This window comes from Pseudomonas sp. 313 (assembly GCF_000316965.1).
GTDB lineage: Bacteria > Pseudomonadota > Gammaproteobacteria > Pseudomonadales > Pseudomonadaceae > Chryseomonas > Chryseomonas benzopyrenica.
This window is the reverse complement of the sequence record NZ_ANBZ01000041.1, coordinates 31,500-56,057: the sequence shown is the minus strand read 5'-3', so window position 1 is coordinate 56,057 and position 24,558 is coordinate 31,500. Positions and strand designations below refer to the sequence as shown.

Below are 24,558 nucleotides of genomic sequence, written 5' to 3'. Positions count from 1 at the left end.
GATGCCACTGCCTTCGTGCGCGCGTCTTTCCAACAACTAGATCACCCACACTCCGCAGAGGACTTCATGGAACGCTTGCGCTATCAGAAAGGATTACCCCGAGCCAGTCGCTGGTTGCACGGCAGGCACCTGGCCGCGCCGCTGGCACTGGGCGTATTGGGCGGCTGTATGAGGCTGCTGACGGGCGAGGAGGCCAGGGCCGACGGTTTCGTGGACGACAGCAAGCTCACCCTGACCCTGCGCAACTATTATTTCGGCAGCGATCGCCGTAACGGTCGTGGCGATCAGAAGGATTGGACCCAGGGCTTTCTGCTCGACTACCAGTCCGGCTTCACCCAGGGCACGGTCGGGTTGGGCGTCGACGCGTTCGGCTACCTGGGCCTGAAGCTCGATGGCGGTCCCGGGCGCCGAGGAACCGGCAATCTACCCGTCCATGCCGGCAACCAACCGGCGGACGAGTATTCCCGCGCCGGCGCGGCGGCCAAGCTGCGTTTGGGACAGACGGTGGTGCGCTACGGTCAGCAACTGCCCACGGCACCGGTCTTCGCCATCAGCACCAGCCGCCTGCTGCCCCAGAGTGCCACAGGCTGGAGCATCCTCAGCACGGACATCTCCGGCCTGACGCTGGAAGCCGGACATTTCACCTCGGGTACCGATCAGGTCAGCACCAACCGGGACGGTGATCTCTGGGCCGGTTATGCCCGCCGCCGCGCGGATCACGTCGACTTCGCCGGGGGCAAGTACGCCCTGGCCAAGGGTGTCAGCCTGTCGCTCTACGCGGCCCAGCTCGACGACATCTGGAATCAGTACTACGGCAACTTCAACCTGGTGCAGCCATTGTCGGCGAGCCAGTCGCTGACCTTCGATGCCAACCTGTACCGGACCCTCGATACCGGTGCCGCCAACGCCGGTCCCATCGACAACACGGCCTACAGCTTCGCCGCGGCCTACAGCCTCGGTCCGCAGACCTTTACCCTGGGCTGGCAGCGGATCGATGGGGATACGCCCTTCGACTACATCGGCATGGGCGACAACGGGCGCACCGGCGGCGGGCTGTTCCTCGGCAATGCCTCGATGTTCTCCGACTTCAACGCACCCGGCGAGCGCTCCTGGCAAGCGCGCTACGACCTCAACTTCAAGACCCTGGGCGTACCCGGTCTCAGCCTCATGACCCGCTACATCAACGGCAGTGACATCGATGGCAGCAACCTGCCCGTCACCAGCGCCTATCGCGGGCTGTACGGCGCCGACGACCGGGAGCGGGAGCTGAATCTGGAAGGGCGCTATGTCGTGCAATCCGGCTCGGCCAAGGGTCTGTCCATCCGGGTGCGCCAGGCCTGGCATCGCGGCTCGCTGTCCACCGGCGGTTCGGTCGATCAGCTGCGGGTGATCGTCGACTATCCGCTGCGCCTGCTCTAGCGCCGGCAATCGTTATTGTGAGGGGCGACGAACCGACCGCTAGCAGCCGGTTCGCTGCCGCCCGTCGCGCCTGGCTTAAGAGGACTCTGTTGCGCCGATAGCTCTAATAGTCACTTTATTAGGGATGCCCAACTCATGAGTCTGCGCAGTCTGAACGTCGCCCCCCGCGCCGTCCTGTTCTTTTCCGTGATCGTCCTGATTGTCTTCGGGCTCGGCGCCGTCGCCGTGGTACAGATGGGCAAGCTCTACGAGGCGGAACAGGACGTGGAGACCAGTTGGCTACCAGGTAATCAGTTGGCAGCGAAGATGGGCGGCGGACTGCTGCGTTTGCGTCTGGAAAGTCTGAGGGGCACCACCACGCCGGATCCGCAGCTGCGCGCCCAGACCGTCGCGGCCTTTCCCGGCTATCGCGATGCCTTCTTCATGGCGGTGAAAGAGTACGAGGCGACCCTGGCCAGCGACGAAGACCGCCAGTTGTACGCGGCCGTGGTCAAGGGGGCGGAAGGCTACCGGACCTTGCTGGAAGCCTTCGAGCAGAAACTGCGCACAGGTGACAACGAAGGTGCCATCGTCCTGATCAATACGTCGATACGCCCGCTCACCAATGCGCTGGAAAAGCACATCGCCGAGCTGAGTGCCTTCAACGAGCGCGGCGCCAAGGCCGCCGGAATCGCGGCAAAGGCCACCTTCACCACGGGCCTGTACTGGGTTTATGGCCTCATCGCCCTGACCGTTCTGGCCACCGTAGTGCTGGCCGCCCTGCTGATCCGCAGCATCACGCGACCGGTTGGCGAAGCCCTGCGCATCGCCCAACGGATCGCCCGCAAGGATCTGACCGAGCGGATCACCGTGGTCGGTCGTGACGAGGCGGCCGGCATGCTGCAGGCCCTGGCCCAGATGCAGGGCAATCTGCGCGACACCGTTTCCCATATCGCCGACAGCTCGACCCAGTTGGCCTCCGCGGCAGAGGAGATGACCGCCGTGATCGACGAAGCCAGCCGGGGTTATGTACGGCAGAACGACGAGGTCAACCAGGCGGCCAGCGCCGTAACCGAGATGAGTTCGGCGGTGGAGGAGGTCGCGCGGAATGCCGCCGATGCGGCCAGCACCTCGCTGCACACCCAGACCCTGACCAGCGAAGGCCTGGACAAGGTTACCCGCACGGTCCAGTCGATCGAGGCGCTGGCCCAGAACGTGGCCAGTACCAGTGAGCAGATCCAGGCGCTGTCGTCCCGCGCCCAGGACATCAATGCCGTGGTCGAAGTCATTCGCGCCATCGCCGAACAGACCAACCTGCTGGCACTGAATGCCGCCATCGAGGCGGCCCGAGCGGGCGAGCAGGGACGCGGCTTCGCCGTGGTCGCCGACGAGGTCCGGGCGCTGGCCCATCGTACCCAGCAGTCGACCCGCGAGATCGAACAGATGATCGGCGCCATCCAGAGCGATTCGTCGTTGGCCGTCAAGGCCATGGCCGAGAGTCAGCAACTGGCCGGGGAATCCACGTCGGTCGCCCAACTGGCCAATGTATCCCTGGAGCAGATCGCCGAGTCCATCTCCCAGATCAACGACCGCAATGCGGTCATCGCCACCGCCGCCGAAGAGCAGGCGCAGGTGGCCCGGGAAATCGATCGCAACATCTCCAGCATCCGGGATCTGGCGACCCAAAGCGCGACCGGTGCCACCCAGACCGCCAGCGCCAGCGCCGAGGTATCCAAGCTCGCTACCGGCCTGAATCGCATGGTTCGCGAATTCGCCGTCTAGGCAGGGTGCGGAGGCAGGAAGGGCTTGCAGCGTCCAGCTGCAGGTTCTTCGCTGTAATAGCTCGACTAATGAGGGCCGCAGCCTGTTCGCCGGTACCGGTGCACGAACTCCGGCAGCGTGGCTTGCCGCTGGAATGCCTGAGGCACAATCTTTAGTATTCGGTTACATCGCCTCTGTTATCAGGTAGAGAACGAATCGGCGCTTGGCCTGCCTAAACAGTGTCCAAACAACCCGGAGTCCTACCATGAACGCGAAGAAAATCTCTGCTTTGATGTTTGCTGGTCTGATCGCTGCCAGTGGCGCTGCATTCGCCACCGAAGGTGCAGGCAATCCGCCGAAAGCCAACAGTGCCGGCATGGGCACCCCGGCTGGCCAGAAGACCGGTGAAGGCGCAGGTGCTGCGACCGGTGCCGGCAAGACCACGCTCAATGAGCAAGGTCAGAAGCAGCAGCAGTAAGGGTCTAGGGCCGCTGGTGCGTCTGGCGGCCCCTAACCTCTGTCTAGAATGGAACTTTATAGGCCTCCTCTGTCCAACGGGGCCGAGCGCGTGGGTACAGGGGTTAGATGGTGAGTGCGGAACAGAGCAAGGTTGTCCTGGTCGTCGAGGATGAGCCGCAGATTTTGATGATTCTGGCGGATTATCTTGCCGAGCTGGGTTACACCGTCCTACAGGCTCCCTCGTCGCTCGAAGCCTTTCGTATCCTGGCCGGTCGGCCGCGTCTAGATCTGCTGATCACCGACTTTCGCCTGCCCGATGACGTCTCCGGCGTGATGATCGCCGAGCCCGCCCTCAAGTTGCGTCCCGACCTCAAGGTCCTGTTCATCAGTGGTTATCCCGCCGAAATCATCGATACCGGTTCGCCGTTGCTGGGCAAGGTCCCCTTGCTGACCAAGCCCTTCTCCCTCGAGCGTCTCCACCTGCAGGTGCAGAAGCTGCTCGGCGCCTGATCCGCTACTTTCCCATAGATCGTTTTTCCGCCAGGACAGTCTATTGATCAGGTGCGACCAGTTCGGTCGCCTCAGGTTGGGAGACAACGGCGTCCATGGCCATCAAGCATTTCACTCATCACGAAGCGATCTCGTCCGCCGTTCCGGCTGAACAGGGTTTTGAAGCGGTCATCGCCGTCAAGGCACGGCGCGAAGATGCCCATCCGACCTTTCACAAGGTCGCGACGGAGCGTCATTTCGATCTCGCCTCTGAAGCGGAGGAGGCCGCCGATGCCGCGCTCAATCGCGTGACGGAGATCGGCGACGACGATGAACTCCTCTGGGACGAGCAGGCCGTCTGATGAAGAGAGACCAGGAGCGGGACGAAGAACCGCGACAGAGCCAGGAGTCCACGCCGGATGACCCGGAGCTGAGTCGCGAAGAAGAAGAGGACGTCGACGAGAACCAGTTGCCACGCGCCGTGGTGCTCCACGAGATCATCCGCACCCAGGGTGATCACGAATTGGAACGGACCATCGCGGCGTTGTTCTGGTCGGCGCTGGCCGCCGGCCTGACCATGGGGCTTTCGCTGATGGCGATGGGGCTGCTCAACGCCAATCTGCCCGAGGGCGGCTACAGCAAGGTCATCGCCAGCTTTGGCTATTCGGCCGGCTTCCTGGCGGTAATCCTGGCTCGTCAGCAACTGTTCACCGAAAACACCCTGACGGCGGTGCTGCCGGTGATGAGCGAACCCACCCTGCATAACTTCGGTCGCCTGGGCCGGCTGTGGGGGGTGGTACTGGTGGGTAATCTCCTCGGGACCATCCTGGTCGCCTATGTGATCCTCCATCTGCCGCTGTTCGATGCCAAGGCCGACGCGAAATTCTTGGAGATAGGAACCAAGGTGATGGAAAACGATGCCTCGGCGATGTTCGCCAAGGGCATCATATCCGGCTGGATGATCGCCACCATGGTCTGGATGCTGCCGGCTGCGGAGCACGCCAGAATCTGGATCATCGTGCTCATCACCTACCTGATGGCTCTGGGCGACTTTACCCACATCGTGGTGGGTAGCCTGGAGGTGGCCTATCTGGTGTTCGCCGGGGAGGCGAGTTGGGGCGACTTCTGGCTGACCTTTGCTGGGCCCACCCTGGCGGGCAACATCGTCGGGGGCAGTCTGATCTTTGCGCTGATCAGCCATGCCCAGGTGCGCAGCGACACCTGAAAGCGAAAGGGCCGGCAAATTGCCGGCCCTTCGCGGTGATCAGGTAGCTGCTTCGATCACTCGTCGTCGTTGAGCTGACCCATGGCGGTGGTGTTGAAGCCACCGTCGACATAGAGGATCTCGCCGCTGATGCCCGACGCCAGGTCGGAGCAGAGGAAGGCGCCGGCGTTGCCGACTTCGTCGATGGTCACGTTGCGGCGCAGGGGCGTCTGACGCTCGTTGGCGGCCAGCATCTTGCGGAAGCTCTTGATGCCCGAGGCGGCCAGGGTGCGGATCGGACCGGCGGACACGGCGTTGACGCGGGTGCCTTCCGGGCCGAGGCTGCCGGCCAGGTAGCGGACACCGGCCTCCAGACTGGCCTTAGCCATGCCCATGACGTTGTAGTTGGGCATGGTGCGCTCGGCGCCCAGGTAGGACAGGGTCAGCAGGCTGCCGTTGCGGCCACGCATCATCTCGCGACCGGCCTTGGCCAGGGCGACGAAGCTGTAGGCGCTGATGTCATGGGCGATCTTGAAGCCGTCACGGGTGGTCACCGCGGTGAAGTCGCCGTCCAGCTGGTCACCGGGGGCGAAGCCGACCGAGTGAACGATGCAGTCCAGACCGTCCCACTTCTTCGCCAGCTCGGTGAACACGGCTTCGATCTGGGCGTCATCGGCGACATCGCAGGGGAAGCACAGCTCGGGATTGGAACCCCAGCCCGCGGCAAATTCTTCGACGCGACCCTTGAGCTTCTCGTTCTGGTAGGTGAAGGCCAGCTCGGCGCCTTCGCGGTGCATGGCGGCGGCGATGCCGGAGGCGATGGACAGCTTGCTGGCGACGCCGACGATGAGAACGCGCTTACCGGCGAGAAATCCCATGGTTTTTTCCTCTTCTGTGTTGAATCCCGGGCAGCCGCCAAGGGCTGAGGTCCGGGTTGGGCATGGCTCTGCGCAGGTCAGAGCGAGATCTGGCCTGGCTCCGCTAGGGGTCAGGCACGGGTGGGGCGGTAAGGTAGCAGGTCGATACCCGGGACAAAAGCGCTGGTTGACCGCTGCGGTGAGCGGTCGCGCCTCAGTTGAGGAACAGCGTCAGGGTCTGGCCGGGGGTCAGGGCGGAGGCCACGCGTGGATTCCAGTCCTGCAGCGCCTGCACGCCGATGTTGTAGCGCTTGGCGATCTGGTAGAGCGAATCGCCCGCCTTGACCCGGTAGTAGGTGGGCGCGGCCTTGGCGTTCTTGGTCGTCTTGACAGCTGCCTGGGTGGCCTTGACGGTATAGGAGGCCGGCATCGCCACGGCCGTGGCGGTGCCGCTGCCGGTACCGTGCAGCTTCAGGGTCTCACCGACCTTGAGGCCGCGTTTGCCGAGATCGTTCCAGCGCTTGAGATCGCCCAGCTCCACCTCGTTGGCCCGGGCGATGGACCAGAGGCTGTCGCCGGTGCGCACCTTGTAGGTCCGTACCACGGGCTCTTCGGCCACGGCGATGGTTTCCAGGGGCGTGGTGGTCTTGCCGGTCTCGCGCCGTGGGATCAGCAATTCCCGGCCAGCGGCCAGGCGGCTGCTGCCACTGAGCTTGTTGAGGGCGACGAGTTGCTCGACGCTCACGCGATTGCGCTTGGCGACGCTGCGCAGGGTATCGCCGCGGCGAACCCGGTATTCCTGCCACTGCACCACAGCCTCGGGGGCGATGTCGGGCAGGGTCGCGACCAGGCGCTGGGCCTTTTCCGCCGGCACCAGCAGGTGCTTGGGGCCGTCCATGGTCACGCGCTGCGTGTAGGCGGGATTCAGGCGATAGAGTTCGTTGGCGTCCAGGTCCGCCAGTTCCGCGACCCGGGCCAGGTCCAGGTGCTGCTTGATGTCCACCACTTCGAAGTAGGGCTCGTTCGGGATGGACTCCAGGGCCAGGCCGTAGGCGTCCGGATTGCGCACGATCTGGGAAACGGCGAGCAGCTTGGGTACGTAGTCCTGGGTCTCCGGCGGCAGAGAGGACAGGTTCCAGTAGTCGGTCGGCAGACCCAGTGACTGGTTGCGTTCGATGGCACGACCGACCGTGCCTTCGCCGGCATTGTAGGCGGCCAGGGCCAGCAGCCAGTCGCCACCGAACATGTCATGCAGCTTGCTCAGGTAGTCCAGGGCGGCATTGGTCGAGGCGGTGATGTCGCGGCGACCGTCATAGAAGCGGGTCTGGCGCAGATTGAAATACTTGCCGGTAGTGGGAATGAACTGCCATAGACCGGAGGCCGCACTGCGCGAGAGGGCATTGGGATTGAAGGAGCTTTCCACCACCGGTAGCAGGGCCAGTTCCAGCGGCATGTTGCGCTCTTCGAGGCGCTCGACGATGTAGTGCAGGTAGGGCGCGCCGCGGCTGCAGGATTGGGCGAGGGCGGCTTCATGGCTCGCATACCAGAGGCGCTGGCGATCGATCCGCGGATTGGTACCGTTGTCGCCTGCGCCCTGGAGCTGATAGCCGTCGCGCACCCGGTCCCAGATGTCGCCGCTGGTAGCCGCTGCGGTCGGCGCCTTGCGCAGCCATTCCGGGGGACGCTGCATCTTGCTTTGTGTCATGTGCAGATCGGCCTGATAGGCGCGATTCTCCGGCTGCGAGTTGCTTTGACAGCCGGCGAGAACGACCGCGAGGCAAAGCGCCGAGACTTTGAAAGAGGTGGCCAGCACGTCTAGTTCGCGGGTTTTCGGCGTCGCTGGCGGCATTGGTCTGGGCTTTCCGGGAGCTGGAGGATGGGCGATTCTAGGAACCGCATCCCGGGGGGTCAAGGAACAACCCCTTGGCCTGTGACCTGTACGACGACCGAAAACCGCGCGTTCCGGCGTGGTGACGGGACCTGGGCAATAGGTGTCAGAACGTGTCCTTCCAGCCTCTCAGGGCGGCGAAATAGGTATCCTCCGACGCCTCCGCAGCCACTCCGCGCTCCTCCTGCAGGCGTTGGCGCACGCCGTTTTCGGCCGTGCGCAGAAAGGGATTGATGCGGCGCTCGCGCCCCAGGGTGGAGGGCAGGGTAGGCCGCTGGGCCTCCCGCAACCGCTGGGTCTCGGCCAGGGCCTGTTGGACCGTGGCATTCTCCGGTTCCACGGCCTGGGCGAAGCGCAGGTTGCTCAGGGTGTATTCGTGGCCGCAATAGATTTCGGTGGCGTCCGGCAGGCTGGCCAGGCGCTGCAGGGAGGCCAGCATCTGGCTGGGCGTGCCTTCGAAGAGCCGACCACAGCCCGCCGAGAACAGGGTATCGCCGCTGAACAGCAGGGGCCGTTCGCCAGCCACATAAAAGGCGATGTGGCCGGCGGTATGGCCGGGCACGCGCAGCACCTCGAACGCGATCCCCAGGACTTCCAGCCGCTGGCCGTCGGCCAGGGGCAGGTCGACCGCGGCGATGCGCTCGTCGGCCGGCGCGCTCACCCGGGCGCCGCTACGCTGCTTGAGCGCGGCGATGCCGCCGGTATGGTCGTTATGATGATGGGTGATCAGGATATCGGTCAGGCGCCAGTCGGGATTCGCGTCGAGCCAGGCGAGTACGGGCGCGGCATCGCCGGGATCGACCACGACCGCCTGTCTTGTCGCCGCGTCCTTGATCAGCCAGATGTAGTTATCGTTGAAGGCGGGCAGCGGAAGTATGTCGAACATGGATGAGCTCTCGGGTCGGACTGCAGGCCGCTAGGGTAGCAGTGGGTGGTAGGGCATAGGCTTCAATATGAGAGGACCAGACGATGCACGATGAATTCTCCGCCCAGGTCGATCCGCGCTGGCTGAAGTTGATGACTTCGGCGCGGGAGTGGCTGGCAGGCCCCTTGGGCCAGTTGCTGCTGGAGCAGGAGCGGGTGCTGATCGACGAAGAACTCAAGCGCCATTTCGGCAGCTACCTCGTTCATTACGGTCCGCACCCCACGGCACCGGCCAATTGCGGTCAGCTCAGGCACGCGGTGCGCATCGGGCCGCCGCTGGGCGATGTCGACATCGTCTGTGAGGAAGGCGCCTGGCCGCTGAGTGAACATGCGGCCGACGTGGTCCTGCTGCAGCATGGCCTGGATTTCTCCCTGGCGCCCCACCGGCTGCTGCGCGAAGCGGCGTTGAGCGTCCGGCCCGGCGGCCATCTGGTCGTAGTGGGCATCAATCCCTGGAGCCTTTGGGGCGTGCGTCATTACCTGGCCCGGGATGCACTGCGCAAGGCCCGCTGTTTCGGCCCCAGTCGGGTCGGCGACTGGCTGTCGGTGCTGGGCTTCGCGCTGGAGAAACGGCGCTTCGGGTGTTATCGTCCGCCGCTTTCATCCCCCAAGTGGCAACAGCGGCTGGCCTGGATGGAGCAGGGCGAAGCCGAACCCAACTGCGAACAGGCAGCGGGTGCGGGTTTCTATTTGCTCTCGGCGCGCAAGCTGATGTTCGGCCTGCGTCCGGTGCCCCAGGCGCGCAAGGAACCGCGTGGCAAGCTGGTGCCCATGCCGGTGGCCAAGATCAGCCGCCGCGAATCGAGTGAATCCAATGAGTGACGACATCGTCGAGGTCTTTACCGACGGCGCCTGCAAGGGCAATCCCGGCCCCGGTGGCTGGGGTGCCCTGCTGAAATTCAAGGGTGCGGAGCGCGAGCTCTGGGGCGGCGAAGCCAACACCACCAACAATCGCATGGAGCTGATGGCGGCCATCCAGGCCCTGGCGGCGCTCAAGCGCCCCTGCCAGATCCGCCTGACCACCGACTCCGAGTACGTGATGAAGGGCATCACCCAATGGCTGGTGAACTGGAAGAAGCGCGGCTGGCAGACCGCCGCCAAACAGCCAGTGAAGAATGCCGAGCTCTGGCAGGCCCTGGATGAGCAGGTGCAGCGCCATCAGGTGGAGTGGCGCTGGGTGCGTGGCCATACCGGCCATCCCGAGAACGAGCGGGCCGACCAGTTGGCCAACCGCGGTGTCGATGAAGTCCGGCAGGCCAAGCAGGCCGCCAAGGCGTAACCAGCCAAGAGGTTAGCGATGAGATATGTAGTTCTGGATACCGAAACCACCGGCATGCCGGTGACCGATGGCCATCGGATCATCGAGATCGGTGGGGTGGAAGTCATCGGCCGGCGACTGACCGGGCGGCATTTCCATGTCTATCTCAATCCGGATCGGCAGATCGACGAAGGTGCCATCGCGGTCCACGGCATCACCGATGAATATGTCGCCGACAAGCCGCGCTTCGCCGAAATCGCCGACAGCTTCTTCGAATTCATCGAAGGCGCCGAACTGGTCATCCACAACGCGCCCTTCGACGTGGGCTTCATCAACATGGAGTTCGCCCGGCTGGGTGTCCATCCCGAGCGCGCCGACATCACCCAGCACTGCTCGGTGCTCGACACCCTGGTCATGGCGCGCGGTCGGCACCCCGGTCAGCGCAACAGTCTGGATGCGCTCTGCAAGCGCTACGGCGTAGACAACTCCAACCGTGAGTTGCACGGCGCCTTGCTGGACGCCGAGATCCTCGCGGACGTCTACCTGGCCATGACCGGTGGCCAGACCAGCCTGTCGCTGGCGGCCCACGGCCAGGAAGGCAACGGCGATGGCAACTACGTCATGCCGATCAGGCGCCTGCCGGCCGAGCGCCCGCGGACCCGGGTGATCAGTGCGACCAGCACCGACCTCGATGCCCATGCGGCGCGCATGGCGGCCATCGAGAAGAGCTGTGGCCGAACCCCGCTCTGGCTGGCGGGCGCCGGAACCGAATAACGCCTTCCTCCCTTCTCCCAAGCGCCCGGTCGGCCCCTGACCGGGCGTCCGCGTTCGTCTGAATAAGCTGAAAGACCTCACAATTTTCAGCTATCGTTCAACTAAGATGCTGCAGGCTGGTCATTTGAGCCCGCATGAAGCCTCGAATTTCGAATTGCGCGGAACTTTATTTCTCCCGCGAACTCGTATGACGATTCGGAATTATCGCTTCGCTTTTGTGGATTTACAGGTCTAGCGTTCCAGAGCAAGGTTCCCTGGCGTGGCGAGAGGTCAGATCCCCGTCCGCCTGGAATGATGAGGGTGGCCCGGTCAGGAAGACGCAGGTACCTAGGCTCCAGTTGGAATAGCAAGCCTTTCTTCCCGTTTTAAAATGGCGTTGGCGAGGTTGTAATGGCGCAGGAGGCGTAAGGCACCATGGTGACCGGAGCAAGAGCTTTGAGCTTGGTCCGCGAACAGCTGTTCGCGACCATCGAGGAAGCTGAATCCCATCTTGAACGCTTCATCGTCGAGCGGCACTGCAGCAGCCTGTTGCAGCGTGCGGTCGAGAGTCTTGGCCAGATTCGCGGCGCCTTGACGCTGATCGAACTGGCAGGCGCCCAGTTGCTCGCCCACCAGACCCTGCAGATCGCCAACGACATCCCTGCAGATCGCCAACGACATCCCTGCGGGTGCCGGTCCCGAACACGACGAGCACCTGATGGCGATCTGTCGTGGGTTGCATGTGCTGCGCCGCTATCTCGAACAGCTGCGCAGCGGCCAGGACGAGATGCCCGAACTGTTGCTGCCGGCGATCAATGCCCTGCGCCTGGCGGGCGGCGAGCCAGAACTTCCGGAAAGCTACTTCTTCAGCGTCCGTCTCGACCAACGCCCCCTGATCAGCGCGACCACGCGCCTGGGCTTGCGCGAGCGCCAGGCCCAGGCGCGCCGAATGCGTCAAACCTACCAGATCGGCCTGCTGGGCTTTCTGCGTGACGTCAACGGTGCGGCCAGCCTTAGACTGATGGCGAGAGCGCTGGAGCGCTCCGCCGCGTTGCTGCACGATCATGTCGGCGGCTACCTGCCGTGGGTTGCCGCGGCCACGGTCGAAGGCTTCGCCCAGGGTCGCCTGACCGCCACCCGTGAACGCAAGCAGCTGTTCGCCCGGGTCGATCGCGAATTACGTCAGATGCTGGGTAACGACCTGCACGAGCCGGCGCGTAGCACCCTCAAGGAACTCCTCTATCTCCTGGCGTTGGCTGGTGTCGAGGGCGCCCATCCGCAGGAGGTCATGAACGCCTACGGCTTCGAGCGCCTCGGATTCACCGATGCTCAGCTCGAAGCCGGCAAGAAGCGTCTCGCCGGTCCGGGCCATGGCGTGATGCATTCGCTGTCGGCCGCTATCCGCGAAGAGGTGGAAACGGTCAAGGATCTGATCGACCTCATCGAGGCCGAGCTGCGCACGGGCGCCGAGCAGCATCGCCTGCCGCGCTCCGATAATTTCTCCCGGCTGTATGTCCAGGTTGGCCTATTGGGCAAGACCCTGGAAATGGTCGGGCAGGAGAATGCCGGTCAGGTGCTGCAGCAGTGCCTGCCGAACATCTCTCAATTACGCGACAAGCCGCTCGTGCTCGAAGATCTCGCACCGCTGGCCGATGCCCTGTTGCTGGTGGAAAGCCTGCTGGGCCAGCCCGAAGGGCAAGGCTCGCTGATCGACGTGCCGCTGGAAGCCGAAGGCGTCCAGCTCAGCGTCGCCAACTACCAGTTGGGCGAGGCCCAGGCGCTACTGCACCGGGAAGCCTACAAGGGCCTGACCGATGCCAAGCGCGCCATTGGCGCCTTTCTCGATTCGCGGGGCGATACCCTGCACCTGGCCACCGTGCCGGCGCTGCTGGATACCGTCCGCGGCGCGCTGTTCTTCCTGGGCAATCCCCGCGCCGCTGAACTGGTCCGTGCCTGCACCGGCTATATCCAGCGCTGCCTGATCGAAGGTGGCCAGGCCTGCGAGCCGGCGACACTCGAGGTGCTGGCGGACGCTCTCAGCAGCATCGAGTTCTTTGTCGAAAGCGGTGGCACCGAGGGTCAGGACGGCACCCCGGAAATCCTCGATATCGCGGCGCAAAGCATTCGCGCCCTGGGCTGGACCTCGGCCGCGGCATGAGTCTCTGGCAACCTGGCTGGTTCCAGACCGCCCAACCCGCCGGCGGTTGGCTGGTCGTGCATAGCGGTCAGGCGTTTCTGACCGCGGGGGCGGAGGTGCTCTTCGCCCCGGACGATCCGCGCGTCCAGGGGTTCGCAGGTGAGCACCATGGTCTGGGTCAGTGGCAGGCCCAGCCGGTCACTCTGCTCGAAGTGGATACGCCGGCGGACGTCGAAGGCTGCGTCTGGCAGCCGCTGCGGCCGCTGATGCTGCAGTCGCCTCATGCGCTGTTCAAGTTGCTGGGCTACGCCAATCAGATCGGCACCTGGGCGCGGCAGCATCGCTTTTGCGGGCAGTGCGGTACTCGTACCTTCGCCCTCGATGGCCAGCGCGGCCTCAAATGTCCGAATTGCCAGCTCACCCAGTATCCACGGCTGTCGCCGAGCATGATCGCCCTGATCACGCGCGGTGATGAGGTGCTACTGGCGCGGTCGCCCCGCTTCGCGCCCGGGGTCTTCAGCACTCTGGCCGGCTTCGTCGAACCGGGCGAGTCGGCGGAGGCCTGCGTACACCGGGAGATCATGGAAGAGGTGGGCGTCTCGGTCACCAACCTGCGCTACCAGGGCAGCCAGAACTGGCCCTATCCGCATTCCCTGATGCTGGGTTATCACGTCGATTACCTGGGCGGCGACATCCGGTGCCAACCGGATGAAATCGAAGATGCCCGCTGGTTCCACCTGCGCGAGTTGCCGACGCTGCCGCCGGCCTTTTCCATCTCGCGCTTTCTGATCGATCGCTATCGGGTCGAGCGGCTAGGCGGCGCTGAACCAGTGCTGCCAGATTAGCTTGACGGTCAGCGCCAGCACGACGCAGATGAACACCGGGCGGATGAACTTGGCACCGCCGGCGATGGCGCTGCGCGCGCCCAGGTAGGCCCCCAGGGTCAGCGACAGACCCATGGTCAGGCCCAGCACCCACAGCACCTGCCCCAGGGCGATGAACATCACCAGGGCGACCCCATTGCTGACGAAATTCATGGTGCGCGCCACGCCACTGGCCTTGAGCAGGTCCAGGGGGTAGAGCAGCAGGCTGCTGACCGTCCAGAAGGCGCCCGTGCCTGGTCCGAACAGGCCGTCGTAGGCGCCCAGCGTCAGGCCCTGGGGCCATTGGCGCCGTTGCGGCACGGGCGCATCGCTGAGCACCGGTGCCTTGGGCGTGCCGCCGAATAACAGATAGAGGGCGCAGCTGAACACCACCACCGGCAGCAGCTGGTTGAGGAAGTCCGCGGAGAGATGGTGGGCAACCAGGGCGCCGATCCCCGCGCCGATGGCGGTAGCCACCAGGGCATGCCGCCACTGGCGGGGATGGAACAGCTTGCGGCGGTAGAAGGTATAGGCAGCGGTGGCGCTGCCAAAGGTGGAGCTGAGCTTGTTGGTGCCGATCGCCAGGTGGGGCGGCACGCCGGCCATCAGCAGGGCGGGCACCGTGAGCAGGCCACCGCCGCCGGCGATGGCGTCGATGTAGCCGGCCAGGAAGGCGACCCCCGCCAGCAGCGTCAGGGTCATGGGGTCCAGGGCGAATTCGAGCATGGGGGTAGGGCGCCAGGTGGAACGGGGGCGCCATCATGCATCAGACGCGCAGCCGTCACCACCTGCGGGCGATCCCGATCAATCCAGTGCGGGGAAGGGCAATCCGACGTAGTTTTCTGCAAGGGTCGTGCGACCCGCTCTGGAATCGAGCAGTGCCTGGAGTTCGGCGTCCTGCACCCGCTGGGTGAAGGCATCGGTATCTGGAAAGCGGTGCAGGGCGGTGGTCATCCACCAGGAGAAGCGCACTGCCGCCCAGATCCGCTTCAGGCAGAGCGCCGAGTAGCGTTCGAGGCAGCTGGCATCGCCGCTGCGATAGGCGCGTTCCAGCAGCAGGTGCAGATTGCGCACGTCGCCCAGGGCCAGGTTGAGCCCCTTGGCACCGGTGGGCGGGACGATATGGGCGGCATCGCCGACCAGGAACAGCCGGCCGTACTGCATGGGTTCGACCACATAGCTGCGCAGTGGGGCGATGCTCTTTTCCAGCGAGGGGCCGGTCACCAGCTGGGCCGCCGTCTCGGCCGGCAGGCGCGCCTTGAGCTCTTCCCAGAAGCGCTCGTCCGACCAGTTCTCCACCGAATCCCCGGCTTCCACCTGCAGGTAGTAGCGGCTGCGAGTCGCCGATCTCATGCTGCACAGGGCGAAGCCACGCGGGTGATTGACGTAGATAAGTTCATCGGCGGCGGGCGGCGTATCGCTCAGCAGACCCAGCCAGCCGAAAGGGTAGACCCGCTCGTATTCGGTGAGTACGCCGTCGGGGATGCTGCGGCGCGAGACACCGTGGAAACCGTCGCAGCCGGCGATGTAGTCGCAATCGATGCGCAGGGTTTCACCGGCGACCTGGCAGGTGACATAGGGGCGCTCGCCCTTGAGTTCGTGGGGCTGGACCTCGCTGGCCTGGTAGAAGGTAGGGGCGCCGCTGGCCTGGCGGGCGGCCATCAGATCGCGGGTCACCTCGGTCTGGCCATAGACGGTGACGCAGCGTCCGCCCAGCAGATCGTTCAGATCCAGGCGCTCGCGCTGGCCGTGGATGGCGAACTCTACGCCTTCATGCACCTGGCCTTCCTGTTCCAGCCGCTCGGCGACGCCGGCCTGGCGCAGCAGATCGACCGTGCCCTGTTCGAGCACGCCGGCACGGATCCGACTGAGTACGTGGTCGGCGCTCTGGCGCTCGACGATGACATTGTCGATACCCGAGCGGGTGAGCAGCTGGCCCAGCAGCAGCCCGGAGGGGCCCGCGCCGATGATGACGACTTGGGTGCGCATGGAGTCTGTCCTTTTGTCTGGCGTGATCGCCGTTTTGTTATGGGGCTCCGGTATTTTTGGACGGTTTTCGCCGGTATCGGCAGCGACCTTTCCGATACTTTCTGGTACTTTTCAATGATTCGTGCGGCTATCGCCCAGGGACTGTCGATGACCACTGCCTTGCCACCCATCTTCAAGCTGTATGGCGAGGCCCAGGCCTGGCCGGCGCCGGACCTGCTGCACTGCGAAACCATCGAGAGCCGCAGTCGGCTGCATGCCTGGCATATCGAAACCCATCGCCATGCGGATCTCGCGCAACTGCTCTATGTGCGCCAGGGCGGGGTGCGTCTGCAACTGGAAGACTGGCAGGGAGAAAGGCGCGGACCGCTGCTGGTGGTGCTGCCGGTGCTGTGCGTCCATGCCTTCGAATTCGAGCCCTCGGTGGAGGGCTTCGTGATCACCCTGCCGGTGCCCCAGCTGGAGCGCCTGAAGCAGCGCTGCCAGAGAGCCGGGCAGGGGCTGTTCCTCGGGGCCGAGTGCCTGGCCCTGACCGGGCCGGATGCCACCTGGATCGATCAGTTGGTCGGCCAGCTCGTCGCCGAGTACGAAGGGCACAAGCCGGGGCGTGAGGTGGTACTCGAAGCCTTGCTCGACAGCCTGGCGATCTGGCTGCTGCGGCAGCATCGCCAGGAACAGGGCGCGACCCTGCCACGGCGCGCCGAACAACACCTGGGACGCTTCCTGGCGCTGGTGGAGCAGCATTATCGCGAGCACTGGAGCCTGGGGCGCTACGCGGCGGCGCTCGGGATCTCGGGAGTGCACCTGAATGGCCTCTGCCGGCAGCTGGCCGGCGCCTCGGCGCTGGCCATCGTGCACCAGCGCCTGCTGCTGGAGGCGCGCCGCACCCTGACCTACACCCAGGCATCGGTAGGCGAGATCGCCGACGCCCTGGGCTTTGCCGATCCGGCCTACTTCGCCCGGTTCTTCCGCCGTGGCACCGGCCAGAGTCCGCTCAACTATCGGCGTCTCGCGGATCAGCCGCAGCGCTGACGGCCAGGCTATCGGCTGCCGCCAGAGTTTCGCCGACACGTGCGGCCAGGGCGTCGAGATTGAAGGGCTTGGTGATCAGGGTCATGCCGGGGTCGAGATAGCCTTCCAGGTGCGCCCCTTCGGCATAGCCGGTGGCGAACAGCACCTTGAGGCCAGGCCGGCGCTGCCGCGCGATCTCGGCCAACTGGCGGCCATTCATGCCCGGCAAGCCGACATCGGACAGCAGCAGGTCGATGGGCCGCCCGCTTTCCAGCAGCGGCAGGGCGCCGCGGGCGTCTTCGGCCTGCAGGGTCGCGTAGCCCAGCTCCCTGAGCAGGTCCACCACCATCTGCCGGACCACGGGCTCGTCTTCCACCACGAGTACCGTCTTGCCCGCGCCCTGGGCCGTGACCGTGGGAGCGGCCAGCCGGGGTGGCTCGACATCGGCGCCCAGGTAGCGGGGCAGATAGAGGCCTACGGTAGTGCCCTGGCCCGGCAGGGAGTCGAGGCGGACATGACCCTTGGACTGCTTGGCATAGCCATAGATCATCGACAGCCCGAGACCGGTGCCCTGGCCAATGGGCTTAGTGGTGAAAAAGGGGTCGAAGGCCCGCGCCATGACCTCGGGCGGCATTCCGGTACCGTTGTCCGCCACCAGCAGCGCCACGTAGTCGCCCGCGCTCACGGCATCCAGGCCGTTGCCGCTGTCGGTCAGATAGACATTGTGGGTTTCGATGCGGATGTTGCCGCCATGGGGCAGGGCATCGCGGGCATTGATGACCAGGTTGAGCAGGGCGTTTTCCAGCTGGTGCCCATCGGTCAATGCCTGCCAGAGACCCCCATCCAGATCGAGCTCCAGCACGATGTCACCGCGCAGACTGCGCAGCAGCAGCTCCTCCATGGAACGCACGCAGTCGTTGACATGGATGGGCTGCAGATCGAGTGCCTGGCGCCGGGAAAAGGCCAGCAGGCGCTGGGTGAGGGCAGCCGCGCGTTGGGCGGAGGTCAGCGCCGAATGCAGATACTGGTCGAACTTGTCCTGGCGCCCGGCTTTCTGCTGCCGCTGCAGCATGTCGAGACTGCCCATAATGCCAGTGAGCAGATTGTTGAAATCGTGCGCGATGCCGCCGGTGAGCTGGCCCACCGCCTCCATCTTCTGCGCCTGGCGCAGTTGCTCCTGCAGCTCCTGCTGCTCGGTGACGTCACGCCCCACGGCGTAGATGAGATCGTCCTCGGCGCTGGCCGTCCAGTCGAGGATGCGATAGCTGCCATCGCGGGCACGCACCCGCGCCCTGAGGCCCGCCGAGCCCTGCTGGCGGCCCAGGCAGCGCAGGGTATCGAAGACCTGGCGCTGATCGTCGGGATGGATCAGTTCGGTGAGCTGGACGCTGGCCAGATCGGTCTCCCGCCGTCCCAGCAGGCGGGCGGCGGCGCTGTTCACGGTCTTCACCTCGCCATCGGCCCGGCAGATCACCATCAGGTCATGGCTGATACGCCACATCCGATCGCGTTCGCGGGTGCGCAGCTCGATCTGCTGTTCCAGCTCCTGGCGCGAACGGGTGAGGACCTCTCGCGCATCGACGATGCTCTGGATGTCGGTGCAGGTGCCGAACCACTGTTCGATGCGCCCCTTGGCGTCACGCACCGGCTGGGCGCGGCCGAGCACCCAGCGATAGCGCCCCGAGCGGTGCCGCAGGCGGTATTCGATATGGTAGGGCTCGCCGGTGCTGAGGCTGTGATGCCAGACCTTCCAGGTCCGTTCCTGGTCGTCGGGATGAAAGACGTTCGCCCAGCCTTCGCCCTCCGTGGAGCCTTCCGGCACCCCGGTGAACTCGTACCAGCGATCGTTGAAATAGAAGTGGTGGCCGTCGGGTCGCGTGGCCCAGACCATCTGGTCGATGGAGTTGATGATGGCGCGCAGCTGCGCCTCGTTGCGGGCCAGCTCCTGGGCCTGGCGGCGATGGCCGCTGATGTCGATGAACAGCACCGCGAAGCGATCGCCTGGCAGCTTGTGGGCGCGCACCTCGTACCAGTGTTCATGCTGCAGGTGCAGCAGGATGTCGAACTGGATGAACTCCGCATCGCCATTCATGAAGTCGATGTAGGCGGGCAGCAGATCGGCTTCCAGTTGCGGCAGGGAGGCACGCAGGGTCCGCCCCAGGACCTGATCCAAGGGAATGCCCGTCAGGGTGGCGAAGACCGGATTGACCTCCAGGAAGCGGAAATCCTCCATTCGGCCACTGGCATCGCGGATCGCCTGGGCCATGTAGAAGCCCTCGCGCATGCCGTGGTACAGCTCCTGCAGCCAGATATCACGCTCGGTGATGGCAGCTTCGTTGAGCTTGCGTTCGGTGATGTCATAGCACACGCCCAGGTAGCGATCACTGCCGTGGCTGGCCATCAACTGGCCGCGCCGACCGAGCCAGCGTTCTTCGCCGGTATCGGCGCGGCGGATGCGGTATTCGAGATAGTCCAGAGCGTCGTCGCCCGGCGTCGCGGTGAGGGTCCGCAGGCTGGCGACATCGTCGGGATGCAGTTGCCGGACCAGTTCGTCGAGGGAATAGCTACGTCGAACCGGGAGGCCCCAGAGCTGGCAAAAGCCCGAGGACACCAGCAGCCGGGCTTCCCCCGGCAACAGTTCGAAGGTGCCGACCCGGCCGACCTCCTGGGCCAGCCGCACCCGCTCTTCGGCCACCAGTTGTTCGGTGCGATCCTGCAGGACGTGCACGAAGCCGAGCGTGTCTTCGGCGTCCTTCAGCGCCGTGGTGGCGATTTCCACCCAGCGCGGCGTGCCGCCCTGAACCGTGATCCAACCCGCGCCCTGGCCATGCTCGTCAATTAGAGCCTGGTGCTGAGCGGTGGTCAGGAAGGCGGCATCGCGGCCCGCCGTCAGCAGCTCGATGAAGCGCTGACCCTGGGCTTCGCCGGCTGACCAGCCACACAGCAGCTCGGCCCCCCGATTCCAGCGCTCGATGCAGCCCTGGCGGTCGGTGATGACCAGGGCATGGGAGGTCAACTGCAGGAGCGCCTGCTGTTCGAGCAGAGAGATCGGCATGCGGGGATTCCATTCAGCGAGCGGGCGTGTGGCGAGCGTTTCCTGGGGCTTGCTGAAAAGTCGCCGAGCGCAGGCACTTTTCAGACAACGCCTAGGCTTCGATACCCTCGCTCAACTGGATGTTCAAACTACGCAGGGCATTCCAGTACTCAGGATAGGTCTTGCCGACGCATTCGGGGTCCAGGATGCGGATACCGGCTATCTTCAGGCCTGCGAGGGCGAAGCACATGGCGATCCGGTGGTCGGCATGGGTCTCGATCACGGCATCGGTCCGGGTGCCGGCCAGGGCGGGATCCGCCGCCACCAGCAGGTCATCGCCCTCGACGCTGGCGAGCCCGGCACGAATGGCGTTCAGGCCATCGTGCAACGCCGCGACCCGGTCGCATTCCTTGACCCGCAGGTTGGCCAGGCCTACGAAGCGCACGGGCGTCTCGTTGAAGGCGGCCAGCACCGCCAGGGTAGGGATGGCGTCCTGCATCTGCGAACCGTCGATGACCGCCGGCAGCCGGGGGAAGGCGGCGATGTGGTCGTGAGCCTTGGCATCGGGCTGGGTGAAGGCGTCGTCGGCCACCCCCAGGTCGATGGTCCCGCCGGTGAGGGCCTGGGCCGCCCAGAGATAGGTGGCGGCGGAGGCGTCCGGCTCGATGAAGTAGTCTCGTGCGACGTAGCCGGTCGGGGCGACCCGCCAGGTGGCGGCGTCCAGCTGCTCGACCTGGGCACCAAAGGCGCGCATCGCCTCGACGGTCAAGTCGACATAGCCACGGGCACCGATGTCGCTGCCACGCAGGGCGACGTCCACCGGTTCGCTGCCCAGCGCGGCCAGCATCAGCAGGGCGGAGACGTACTGGCTGGACAGGCCGGCATCCACCTCGAAGCGGCGCGCGGTGAGACGGCCCTGGCCGGTAACGGTCACCGGCGGACAGCCGCTCGGCGCCTCTACCTGGATGCCATTGGCGCTCAGGGTCTCCAGCAGGGGACCGATCGGCCGCTTCTGCATATAGGTGTCACCGGTCAGGGTGACGGCGCCATCGACGGTGGCGACCGCGGCGGTCAGAAAGCGCACCGCAGTGCCGGCATTGCCGAGAAACAGCGGTGCGGCCGGTTGCTGCAGGCGCCCGGAGCTGGTCACCACGAAGGTGGTGGCATCGGGCTCGTCCACGGTGACACCCATCTGCCGCAGGGCCTCGGACATGTGGCGGGTGTCATCGCTCTTGAGCGCGCCGGTCAGGCGACTGGTGCCCTTGGCCAGAGCCGCCAGCAGCAAGGCGCGGTTGGTGATGGACTTGGAGCCGGGTGGGGCGATCCGACCATGCAGCGCGACGTTGGGCGGGGTAACGGTGATGTAGGGTCTGGCGGACATGAGGGCTCCAAGCAACTTCGCGACGGCCGAAACGGCGGATCGTAACAAGGCCGCCATGATGCCATTTCAGGCCTCCCAGACCAAAGTGTCCATTTATTAATACCACCCCTATAGGACTGATCAGGCTTGCCTGATACCTCCTATGTCACGAACAAGTCATCAAGGCGGGGTAGTGCTAACGGTTTTCCGCCAGAGGCCGCCACCATGTCCCTTATTCGTCCCGATCGTCGTCGTGTTCTGCAAGGCCTGGGAGCCACGCTGCTGTTGCCGGCCCTGGGCCAGCGGACCTGGGCCAGCGGACCTGGGCCGCACCGGCAGGGCGCCCGGGCATACCCGATGGTGTCCAGGCGGGTGATGTCACCGAGGGCCGGGCACTGATCTGGAGTCGTACGGATCGCCCGGCGCGGCTACTGGTGGAGTGGGATACCCAGGAAAGCTTTCGCACGCTACGCAAAGCGGCGGGGCCGATCACCACGGCCGCCCAGGACTACACCGCCCGTATCGATCTGGCAGGGCTGCCCGCCGATCAACATATCTTCTACCGGGTGCGCTTCGAGGACCTGGACAGCGGTGCGCTCAGCGAGCCCATCATCGGCCACTTGCGCTCGGCCCCCAGCCAGCGCGGCGACATCCGCTTCGTCTGGGGTGGTGACACCGTTGGCCAGGGCTTTGGCATCAACCCTGACATCGGCGGCATGCGCATCTACAACGCCATGCGCGAGCGGCGGCCGGACTTCTTCCTGCACAGTGGCGACACCATCTATGCCGACGGCCCGCTCCCGGCCCAGCTGACGGTGGAAGAGGGACGCATCTGGCGCAATATCACCACCGAGGCGAAGAGCAAGGTGGCGGAAACCCTGGACGAATTCCGCGGCAATTATCGCTACAACCTGATGGACACCCACCTCAAGAGATTCAACGCCGAGGTGCCCCAGGTGTGGCAGTGGGACGACCACGAGACCACCAACAACTGGTCGCCGAGCAAGACGCTGGACGATCGCTACCAGGTCAAGGACATCAATGTCCTGAGCGGTCGGGCCCGCCAGGCGTTCCTGGAATACGCGCCCATGCGGGGCGTCTCGGCCGACGGGGCAGGGCGCATCTATCGACGGATCGCCTATGGCCCCCTGCTGGATGTCTTCGTGCTGGACATGCGCAGCTATCGCGCCGGCAACGACAGCAACCTGGGTAGCGAGGAGGGCGGCCAGGGCGCCTTTCTGGGGCAGGAGCAACTCGACTGGCTGAAGAAGGAGCTGCAGGCGTCCAGGGCGACCTGGAAGGTGATCGCGGCCGATATGCCCATCGGGCTGCAGGTGCCGGACGGCAAGGATGCGCAGGGCCAGGCGCGCTGGGAGGCGATCGCCAACGGCGATCCCGGAGCACCCAAGGGGCGCGAGCTGGAAACAGCCGACCTGCTGCGCTTCATCGCCCGGCAGGGGATCCGCAACACGGTCTGGCTTACCGCAGACGTGCATTACTGCGCCGCGCATCACTATCACCCGGACAGGGCGGCCTTCCAGGATTTCGAGCCTTTCTGGGAATTCGTGGCGGGGCCGCTGAACGCCGGCAGCTTCGGTCCCAACCCGCTGGATGCCACCTTTGGGCCAGAAGTGGTGTTCCAGAAGGCGCCGCCCCAGGCCAACACCTCACCGCTGAGCAACTTCCAATTCTTCGGGGAGGTGGAGATCGACGGCAAGACCGCCGAATTGCAGGTCACGCTCAGGGATCAGGACGGCCGTCCGCAATTCACCCAGAGGCTGCAACCCTTGAATAGCAATACCACCCCTATAGGGTAGATGAATTTAATGATAATCCTCTGCACGGCTATCAAGAAGAGGCCCAAGTTCTTGTAAATGCTACAATCTGGTAGTTATCAGGTTGGAGTTGGCCATGCACGAAGACATCAAGAGCGCGTTCGAAGACCTCAAGCGGAGCATCGCCATCTTTAATGAGCGCTGGCCCGGCAAGGTGATAGCCGCCCGGGTCTGGCGGCTGCCTTTGCTGGCCCAGCAGCGGGTGCCTGACCACATCGCGGCGGAGTCCTTCGAGGGCAGCGCTGCGGTGGAACTCACCCGCGATGCCTTGCTGGCCTTCCACCTGCAACCCGGCCAGGCACCGGGCACGGTCAGCCGACTGCCAGGTTATATCGCCCTGGCCGAGCCGCTGATGGAGGAGATCCTGGCCATCAATACCTGCAAGGCCGCCTTCAGCGCGGCGATCGAGCAGACACGCCTGGAGCTGGAGCTGGCGCCGGAGGCGCGGCCCCGCATCATGCGCAAGGCCCTGGGTGGCGCCTTCAATACCAAGCAGCTGATCCGCAAGGTGCACGGCTTTCCCGATCCGGTCCGGCAGCTGACCTTTACTTGGGCCGGGCATACCGCGGGAGGAGAGCGGGTCAAGGTGGCCAAGGTGCGCGAGCAACTCAAGACCCTGGCCATGGCCCGCGCCGACCGGGAGCGGATCGCTCTGGATCGCACCCCTGAATGGCAGGAACACCAGGCACTCAACCGGATGGCGGACGATGACATCCTGGTTCGCCACAAGAAGATCGCGCCGCATCCGCGGGCGATGCTCTGGTTCGGCGAGGAGAGTCGCTATGACGCCATGATCCACGCGAACCTGCCGGTGTTCGTGGTACCGGCGCAGGACGGCATGCAGGTCGTCGACCTGCGCGACTTCGATCGGACTCAGCGCGGGGCACTGCGACCCGACATCAAGCCGCGGCGCGAGGTGCTGGCCACGCGGTTGCTGTACTTGCCCACCGACAACCCGGAACGGCCCGCCGCCCAGCGCAACAACGAGGCGACGCTCAAGCGCTCGACCTACAGTCGCTGAGCCTGCTGACGTTACCGAGCGGGTGGATGTCGTAACCAGATCCTTCATGGCCGAGTGAAAAGGTAACGAAATCCTCCGCAACAGTTGCCCGCACGCCAGCCTCTAATCAATGAAAACTAGCATTTTCAAAGACTTATGAATGTTGGCACGGCGAGTGCTTTATTACTGGCACAAGAACAACAAGATGCGCCGCTAACCGCCCACAACAAGAACAAGACGGCCAAGGCTCGCGAACCGATCATTTTGGAACGCTCCAGAGCAACCAAAGTAATCTGTTCACTTCCCACCTCGTTGGTGGGGCGTACTAAAGATCGATGACG

Annotated in this window: 21 protein-coding genes and 2 pseudogenes; 15 read left to right on the top strand and 8 right to left on the bottom strand. The window is 64.9% G+C overall.

The genetic code is table 11. The annotated features are described in order from the left end of the window. The first annotated feature begins 168 nt into the window (after positions 1-168). From C722_RS0109215 to C722_RS0109190, 7 genes and pseudogenes are all read left to right on the top strand, one after another. Positions 169-1,419 (top strand): OprD family porin, encoded by a 1,251-nt coding sequence (locus tag C722_RS0109215; protein ID WP_371099780.1) that lies wholly within the window; start codon positions 169-171, stop codon positions 1,417-1,419. Positions 1,420-1,554: 135 nt separating this feature from the next. Then, positions 1,555-2,325, top strand: a pseudogene (locus C722_RS27010) (MCP four helix bundle domain-containing protein); the annotation flags it as partial. Beyond that, positions 2,317-3,180, top strand: coding sequence for a methyl-accepting chemotaxis protein (locus C722_RS27005; RefSeq protein WP_371099779.1), 864 nt, complete (start codon positions 2,317-2,319; stop codon positions 3,178-3,180). The pseudogene C722_RS27010 and the gene C722_RS27005, both read left to right, overlap by 9 nt. 244 nt (positions 3,181-3,424) lie before the next feature. Continuing rightward, entirely contained in the window at positions 3,425-3,637 is a 213-nt protein-coding gene (locus C722_RS0109205; RefSeq protein ID WP_037007037.1) for a hypothetical protein, read from the top strand. A gap of 107 nt (positions 3,638-3,744) precedes the next feature. Next, a complete protein-coding gene (locus C722_RS0109200) occupies positions 3,745-4,128 on the top strand; it encodes a response regulator (RefSeq protein WP_017640236.1) in 384 nt (127 codons plus the stop codon). Positions 4,129-4,223: 95 nt separating this feature from the next. After that, a complete protein-coding gene (locus C722_RS0109195) occupies positions 4,224-4,469 on the top strand; it encodes a hypothetical protein (RefSeq protein ID WP_017640235.1) in 246 nt (81 codons plus the stop codon). After that, positions 4,469-5,332: a formate/nitrite transporter family protein gene (locus tag C722_RS0109190; RefSeq protein WP_017640234.1), complete on the top strand. Its 864-nt coding sequence runs from the start codon at positions 4,469-4,471 to the stop codon at positions 5,330-5,332. Before C722_RS0109195 ends, C722_RS0109190 begins: the two co-directional genes overlap by 1 nt. Positions 5,333-5,388: 56 nt before the next feature. On the opposite strand, the gene fabI is transcribed toward C722_RS0109190, so the two are convergent. From fabI to gloB, 3 genes are all read right to left on the bottom strand, one after another. Then, on the bottom strand, positions 5,389-6,189 hold the full coding sequence (gene fabI, locus C722_RS0109185) for an enoyl-ACP reductase FabI (RefSeq protein ID WP_017640233.1): 801 nt from the start codon (positions 6,187-6,189) through the stop codon (positions 5,389-5,391). Positions 6,190-6,382: 193 nt separating this feature from the next. Next, complete coding sequence (locus C722_RS0109180; protein WP_026083748.1) at positions 6,383-8,017, bottom strand: lytic transglycosylase domain-containing protein; 1,635 nt, start codon at positions 8,015-8,017, stop codon at positions 6,383-6,385. Positions 8,018-8,162: 145 nt separating this feature from the next. Continuing rightward, complete coding sequence (gloB, locus tag C722_RS0109175) at positions 8,163-8,942, bottom strand: hydroxyacylglutathione hydrolase (RefSeq protein WP_017640231.1); 780 nt, start codon at positions 8,940-8,942, stop codon at positions 8,163-8,165. Positions 8,943-9,025: 83 nt separating this feature from the next. On the opposite strand from gloB, the gene C722_RS0109170 reads away from it, so the two are divergent. The 3 genes from C722_RS0109170 to dnaQ are packed head-to-tail and all read left to right on the top strand — an operon-like array spanning position 9,026 to position 11,012. Then, positions 9,026-9,802, top strand: a complete 777-nt coding sequence (locus C722_RS0109170; RefSeq protein WP_017640230.1) for a methyltransferase domain-containing protein — start codon at positions 9,026-9,028, stop codon at positions 9,800-9,802. Beyond that, positions 9,795-10,259, top strand: a complete 465-nt coding sequence (gene rnhA, locus C722_RS0109165) for a ribonuclease HI (protein ID WP_017640229.1) — start codon at positions 9,795-9,797, stop codon at positions 10,257-10,259. Before C722_RS0109170 ends, rnhA begins: the two co-directional genes overlap by 8 nt. An 18-nt stretch (positions 10,260-10,277) precedes the next feature. After that, positions 10,278-11,012, top strand: coding sequence for a DNA polymerase III subunit epsilon (gene dnaQ, locus C722_RS0109160; RefSeq protein WP_017640228.1), 735 nt, complete (start codon positions 10,278-10,280; stop codon positions 11,010-11,012). Between the two features lie 327 nt (positions 11,013-11,339). Here dnaQ and C722_RS27000 read toward each other — a convergent pair whose 3' ends face one another. Then, positions 11,340-11,672: a hypothetical protein gene (locus C722_RS27000; protein ID WP_017640227.1), complete on the bottom strand. Its 333-nt coding sequence runs from the start codon at positions 11,670-11,672 to the stop codon at positions 11,340-11,342. Positions 11,673-11,709: 37 nt separating this feature from the next. Between C722_RS27000 and C722_RS24785 the strand changes: the two genes are divergently transcribed. Both C722_RS24785 and nudC read left to right on the top strand, forming a co-directional pair. After that, complete coding sequence (locus tag C722_RS24785; RefSeq protein WP_017640226.1) at positions 11,710-13,149, top strand: hypothetical protein; 1,440 nt, start codon at positions 11,710-11,712, stop codon at positions 13,147-13,149. Beyond that, the gene (gene nudC / locus C722_RS0109150; RefSeq protein ID WP_017640225.1) at positions 13,146-13,973 is read left to right on the top strand and encodes an NAD(+) diphosphatase; all 828 of its coding nucleotides are present in this window, start codon (positions 13,146-13,148) and stop codon (positions 13,971-13,973) included. The genes C722_RS24785 and nudC overlap by 4 nt, the downstream gene beginning before the upstream one ends. Here nudC and C722_RS0109145 read toward each other — a convergent pair. Together C722_RS0109145 and pobA are read right to left on the bottom strand one after the other, a co-directional pair. Beyond that, positions 13,941-14,717, bottom strand: coding sequence for a TSUP family transporter (locus C722_RS0109145; RefSeq protein WP_017640224.1), 777 nt, complete (start codon positions 14,715-14,717; stop codon positions 13,941-13,943). The genes nudC and C722_RS0109145 overlap by 33 nt on opposite strands. Before the next feature lie 78 nt (positions 14,718-14,795). Beyond that, the gene (gene pobA, locus C722_RS0109140) at positions 14,796-15,980 is read right to left on the bottom strand and encodes a 4-hydroxybenzoate 3-monooxygenase (RefSeq protein ID WP_017640223.1); all 1,185 of its coding nucleotides are present in this window, start codon (positions 15,978-15,980) and stop codon (positions 14,796-14,798) included. A 114-nt stretch (positions 15,981-16,094) separates the two neighbouring features. Here pobA and C722_RS0109135 point away from each other — a divergent pair, with 114 nt between their 5' ends. Next, complete coding sequence (locus C722_RS0109135; RefSeq protein ID WP_017640222.1) at positions 16,095-17,009, top strand: helix-turn-helix domain-containing protein; 915 nt, start codon at positions 16,095-16,097, stop codon at positions 17,007-17,009. Here C722_RS0109135 and C722_RS24780 read toward each other — a convergent pair. Then, a complete protein-coding gene (locus C722_RS24780; protein ID WP_017640221.1) occupies positions 16,972-20,043 on the bottom strand; it encodes a hybrid sensor histidine kinase/response regulator in 3,072 nt (1,023 codons plus the stop codon). The two genes, C722_RS0109135 and C722_RS24780, sit on opposite strands and share 38 nt — an antisense overlap. Positions 20,044-20,134: 91 nt before the next feature. Next, positions 20,135-21,403 (bottom strand): 3-phosphoshikimate 1-carboxyvinyltransferase, encoded by a 1,269-nt coding sequence (locus tag C722_RS0109125; RefSeq protein ID WP_017640220.1) that lies wholly within the window; start codon positions 21,401-21,403, stop codon positions 20,135-20,137. Positions 21,404-21,607: 204 nt separating this feature from the next. Here C722_RS0109125 and C722_RS24775 point away from each other — a divergent pair. Next, positions 21,608-23,199: pseudogene (locus tag C722_RS24775) on the top strand (alkaline phosphatase). A gap of 94 nt (positions 23,200-23,293) precedes the next feature. Then, the gene (locus C722_RS0109115; RefSeq protein WP_017640218.1) at positions 23,294-24,238 is read left to right on the top strand and encodes a DNA replication terminus site-binding protein; all 945 of its coding nucleotides are present in this window, start codon (positions 23,294-23,296) and stop codon (positions 24,236-24,238) included. Positions 24,239-24,558: the final 320 nt, after the last annotated feature.

Excerpts from the sequence above, each read along its gene's own strand:
- C722_RS0109215 (WP_371099780.1), top strand. The coding sequence starts at position 169 with ATGAGGCTGCTGACGGGCGAGGAGGCCAGGGCCGACGGTTTCGTGGAC.
- C722_RS27005 (WP_371099779.1), top strand. The coding sequence starts at position 2,317 with ATGCAGGGCAATCTGCGCGACACCGTTTCCCATATCGCCGACAGCTCG.
- C722_RS0109205 (WP_037007037.1), top strand. The coding sequence starts at position 3,425 with ATGAACGCGAAGAAAATCTCTGCTTTGATGTTTGCTGGTCTGATCGCT.
- C722_RS0109200 (WP_017640236.1), top strand. The coding sequence starts at position 3,745 with ATGGTGAGTGCGGAACAGAGCAAGGTTGTCCTGGTCGTCGAGGATGAG.
- C722_RS0109195 (WP_017640235.1), top strand. The coding sequence starts at position 4,224 with ATGGCCATCAAGCATTTCACTCATCACGAAGCGATCTCGTCCGCCGTT.
- C722_RS0109190 (WP_017640234.1), top strand. The coding sequence starts at position 4,469 with ATGAAGAGAGACCAGGAGCGGGACGAAGAACCGCGACAGAGCCAGGAG.
- fabI (WP_017640233.1), bottom strand. The coding sequence starts at position 6,189 with ATGGGATTTCTCGCCGGTAAGCGCGTTCTCATCGTCGGCGTCGCCAGC.
- C722_RS0109180 (WP_026083748.1), bottom strand. The coding sequence starts at position 8,017 with ATGCCGCCAGCGACGCCGAAAACCCGCGAACTAGACGTGCTGGCCACC.
- gloB (WP_017640231.1), bottom strand. The coding sequence starts at position 8,942 with ATGTTCGACATACTTCCGCTGCCCGCCTTCAACGATAACTACATCTGG.
- C722_RS0109170 (WP_017640230.1), top strand. The coding sequence starts at position 9,026 with ATGCACGATGAATTCTCCGCCCAGGTCGATCCGCGCTGGCTGAAGTTG.
- rnhA (WP_017640229.1), top strand. The coding sequence starts at position 9,795 with ATGAGTGACGACATCGTCGAGGTCTTTACCGACGGCGCCTGCAAGGGC.
- dnaQ (WP_017640228.1), top strand. The coding sequence starts at position 10,278 with ATGAGATATGTAGTTCTGGATACCGAAACCACCGGCATGCCGGTGACC.
- C722_RS27000 (WP_017640227.1), bottom strand. The coding sequence starts at position 11,672 with ATGTCGTTGGCGATCTGCAGGGATGTCGTTGGCGATCTGCAGGGTCTG.
- C722_RS24785 (WP_017640226.1), top strand. The coding sequence starts at position 11,710 with ATGGCGATCTGTCGTGGGTTGCATGTGCTGCGCCGCTATCTCGAACAG.
- nudC (WP_017640225.1), top strand. The coding sequence starts at position 13,146 with ATGAGTCTCTGGCAACCTGGCTGGTTCCAGACCGCCCAACCCGCCGGC.
- C722_RS0109145 (WP_017640224.1), bottom strand. The coding sequence starts at position 14,717 with ATGCTCGAATTCGCCCTGGACCCCATGACCCTGACGCTGCTGGCGGGG.
- pobA (WP_017640223.1), bottom strand. The coding sequence starts at position 15,980 with ATGCGCACCCAAGTCGTCATCATCGGCGCGGGCCCCTCCGGGCTGCTG.
- C722_RS0109135 (WP_017640222.1), top strand. The coding sequence starts at position 16,095 with ATGATTCGTGCGGCTATCGCCCAGGGACTGTCGATGACCACTGCCTTG.
- C722_RS24780 (WP_017640221.1), bottom strand. The coding sequence starts at position 20,043 with ATGCCGATCTCTCTGCTCGAACAGCAGGCGCTCCTGCAGTTGACCTCC.
- C722_RS0109125 (WP_017640220.1), bottom strand. The coding sequence starts at position 21,403 with ATGTCCGCCAGACCCTACATCACCGTTACCCCGCCCAACGTCGCGCTG.
- C722_RS0109115 (WP_017640218.1), top strand. The coding sequence starts at position 23,294 with ATGCACGAAGACATCAAGAGCGCGTTCGAAGACCTCAAGCGGAGCATC.